Origin of the sequence: Micromonospora halophytica, assembly GCF_900090245.1 — a bacterium.
GTDB classification, from domain to species: domain Bacteria; phylum Actinomycetota; class Actinomycetes; order Mycobacteriales; family Micromonosporaceae; genus Micromonospora; species Micromonospora halophytica.
In genome coordinates this window covers 1-3887 of sequence record NZ_FMDN01000054.1, presented here as the reverse complement: position 1 = coordinate 3887, position 3887 = coordinate 1, and the positions used below count along the sequence as shown (strand labels likewise).

Annotated in this window: 1 protein-coding gene; it reads left to right on the top strand. The window is 75.6% G+C overall.

Going from position 1 to position 3887, the window contains the following annotated elements; all coding sequences use genetic code 11:
* A partial coding sequence (locus GA0070560_RS27870; RefSeq protein WP_139131638.1) for an SDR family NAD(P)-dependent oxidoreductase occupies nt 1-3887 on the top strand: 3887 nt, incomplete at both ends.

Below are 3887 nucleotides of genomic sequence, written 5' to 3'. Positions count from 1 at the left end.
CTGCACGTCACCGGCACCCCCGTCGACTGGGCGGCCTGGTTCACCCACACCGGTCACCGGCCCCGCACCGTCGACCTGCCCACCTACGCCTTCCACCACCGGCGCTACTGGCTGGAGGCCCGCACCCGAACCCACGGCGTCGACGGCGGTCGCACCACATCCGACGACGACGCATTCTGGCAGGTCATCGAGAACCAGGACGTCGAAGCCCTCGCCACCACCCTCGCCGTCGACCCGGAGGCCCCGCTCGGCGCGGTGCTGCCCGCCCTGTCGGCGTGGCGACGCCGCCGCGACGCCGAATCGACCCTCGACTCGTGGCGGTACCGGGTCGCCTGGCAACCGCTCCCCGACAGCCAGCGGCAGGACGTCGGAGACCTCCTGCTCGTCGTACCCGCCGACCCGGCCGGGACCGCCGGGGAGTGGGCCGCGGCGCTCGCCGCGCCCGGCGTACGGGTGCTGCCGGTGGCCACCGGCCAGGACCGCACCAGCCTCGCCCGTGACCTCGCCGAGGCGTACGCCGACCCGCAGGAGCGCCCCGACACCGTCCTGTCGCTGCTGGGCCTCACGCCCGGAGCACACCCCGACGCCGCCTCCGTGCCGGCCGGCCTCGCCGGCACCGTCACCCTCGCCCAGGCCCTCGGCGACGCCGGGATCCCCGCCCGACTCTGGATCGCCACCCGGGGCGCGGTCTCCGTCGACCCCCGCGACCAGCCCGTCGACCCCGACCAGGCGACGCTCTGGGGCTTCGGCGGCGTACTGCGCGCCGAGCACCCGCACCGCTTCGGCGGCCTCCTCGACCTGCCCACCACGGCCGACCCACGCGGCGTACGACTGCTGCGCCGGCTGCTCGGCGGCGAGCACGCGGAGGACCAGCTCGCGCTGCGCGCCACCGGCCCGTACGCCCGGCGGCTGGTCCGCGCCGGCCAGTCGGCGGGCCCGGGTCGCGGCTGGACCCCCCGCGGCACCGCACTCGTCACCGGCGGGACCGGCGCCCTCGGCGGTCACGTCGCCCGCGCCCTCGCCGCAGCCGGCGCCGACCACCTGCTGCTGGTGAGCCGGCGCGGCCCCGACGCGCCCGGCGCCGCCGCCCTCGCCGAGGAACTGACCGCGCTCGGTGCCCGGGTCACCGTCGCCGCCTGCGACGTGGCCGACCGTGACGCCCTGCGCGACCTGCTGGCGACTGTGCCCGCCGACCTGCCGCTCACCGCCGTCGTGCACACCGCGGCGGCGCTCGACGACGCCGTCGTCGACACCCTCACCGTCGCGCAGATGTCCACCGCCCTACGGGCGAAGGTCACCGCCGCCGGCAACCTCGACGCGCTGACCCGCGACCACGACCTGTCGGCGTTCGTGCTGTTCTCGTCCCTGGCCGGCACCATGGGCGGCCCCGGGCAAGCCAACTACGCCCCCGGCAACGCCTGGCTCGACGCCCTCGCCCGACGCCGCCGCGCCGAAGGGCTGCCCGCCACCTCGATCGCCTGGGGCCTGTGGGCCGACGGCGGGGTCAGCGCCGGCGACTTCGAACGCCGGATGGCCCGCACCGGCATCGGGGCGATGGACCCCGCGACGGCCGTCCGCGCGCTCACCCGGGCCCTGGACCACGACGAGACCCACCTCGTGGTCGCCGACGTCGACTGGGACCGGGTGGCCGCCCACGCCGCCGCCCGGCGCCCCGACCCGCTGCTGCGGGACCTGCTGACCGCGCCGCAGGTCACCGACGCCGCCACCGCCGACCGGGCCACCGGCGGCGGTGCCCTGCGACAGCGCCTCGCCGGACTCACCGAGGCCGAGCAGCTCACCGCCCTGCGCGACCTGGTGCGCGCCGAGGTCGCCGCGGTGCTCGGGCACGGCAGCGCCGACCAGGTGCCGGCCGCGCGGGCGTTCCGGGACCTCGGCTTCACCTCCCTCACGGCCGTCGAACTGCGCAACCGGCTCGACGTCGCGACCGGCCTCACCCTGCCCGCCACGCTCGCCTTCGACCACCCCAACCCCACCGCCCTGGCGGCGCACATCCGCACCGAACTGCTCGGTGGGGCGGCGCTGCCCGCGACGCGGACCCCGACGGTACGGCCCGCCGACGACGATCCGATCGTCATCGTCGGCATGGGCTGCCGGTTCCCCGCCGGGGCAGGATCGCCGGCGGAGTTCTGGCGGCTGCTCGCCGACGGCGTCGACGCGATGTCCGACTTCCCGGCCGACCGGCACTGGGACCTGGCCGCGCTGCACCACCCCGACCCGGACCACCCCGGCGCGTCGTACGTGACGCAGGGGGCGTTCCTCGACGACGCGGGGGCGTTCGACGCGGAGTTCTTCGGTATCTCCCCGCGCGAGGCGGTCGCCATGGACCCGCAGCAGCGGCTGCTGCTGGAAGTGTCCTGGGCGGCGATCGAGGACGCCCGGATCGACCCGCTCTCGCTGCGCGGCGGCCGCGTCGGTGTCTTCGCCGGCACCAACGGGCAGGACTTCGACAACCTCATCCGGCACGGCGGGGAACGCCTCGCCGGCTACGGGGCGACCGGCGCCTCCGCGAGCGTACTGTCGGGGCGGGTGGCGTACTCGTTCGGGTTCGAGGGGCCGGCGGTCACCGTGGACACGGCGTGTTCGTCGTCGCTGGTGGCGTTGCACCTGGCGGCGCAGTCGCTGCGCGCGGGAGAGTGCGACCTGGCCCTCGCGAGCGGCGTGACGGTCATGGCCACCCCGGGGGCCTTCGTCGAGTTCTCCAGGCAGCGAGGGCTGTCCGCCGACGGGCGTTGCCGCTCGTTCGCCGACTCGGCCGGCGGCACCGGCTGGGGTGAGGGCGTCGGCGTGCTGCTGGTGCAGCGCCTGTCGGACGCCCGGCGGGACAACCGCCGGGTCCTGGCGGTGCTGCGCGGCAGCGCGGTCAACCAGGACGGCGCGTCGAACGGGTTGACCGCGCCGAACGGGCCGGCGCAGCAGCGGGTGATCCGGCAGGCCCTGGCCAACGCCGGGCTGAGCACGGCGGACGTGGACGCCGTCGAGGCGCACGGCACCGGCACGACCCTGGGTGATCCGATCGAGGCGCAGGCCTTGCTGGCGACGTACGGGCAGGGCCGCGACGGCGGTGAGCCGTTGTTGCTGGGGTCGGTGAAGTCGAACATCGGGCACACCCAGGCGGCGGCGGGGGTGGCCGGGGTGATCAAGATGGTGCTCGCCATGCGGCACGGTGTGGTGCCGGCGACCCTGCACGTGGACGCGCCCTCGTCGAAGGTGGACTGGACCTCGGGAGCAGTCACGCTGGTGACCGAGCCTCGGTCATGGCCGGCGGTGGATCGGCCGCGTCGGGCGGCGGTGTCGTCGTTCGGCATCTCCGGCACCAACGCCCACGTCATCGTCGAACAGCCGCAGCCGCAGCCGCAGCCGGACGCCGGGCAGGCGGCAGCGGTCGTCGATCAGCCGGAGTCGCTCGACGGGCAACCGGACAGGACCAGGCTGACGGCGTCGGTCGTCGCACTGCCGGCCGTGGAGAACCCCGGCGGGCAGCCGGCGACGAGTGTCGACCTGCCGGTGGTGCCATGGTTGGTGTCGGCGCGGTCGGGGCCGGCCCTGGCCGGGCAGGCGGACCGGTTGGCCGAGTACGCACGGGAGCGCGACGATCTGTCCCTCATGGATGTCGGCTGGTCCCTGGCCACGTCTCGGGCCGCTCTCGATCATCGGGCGGTGGTGTTGGGTTCCACGGCCGGTGATTTGTGTGCGGGGTTGGCGGCGTTGGCTGAGGGGCTGGTTGCTCCGGGCGTGGTGGCTGGTCAGGTGTCGTCGGGTCGTCGGGCGGTGTTGTTCACGGGTCAGGGCGCCCAGCGGCCGGGTATGGGTCGGGAGTTGTACGACCGTTTCCCGGTGTACGCGGATGCCTTTGATCGGGTGTGTGC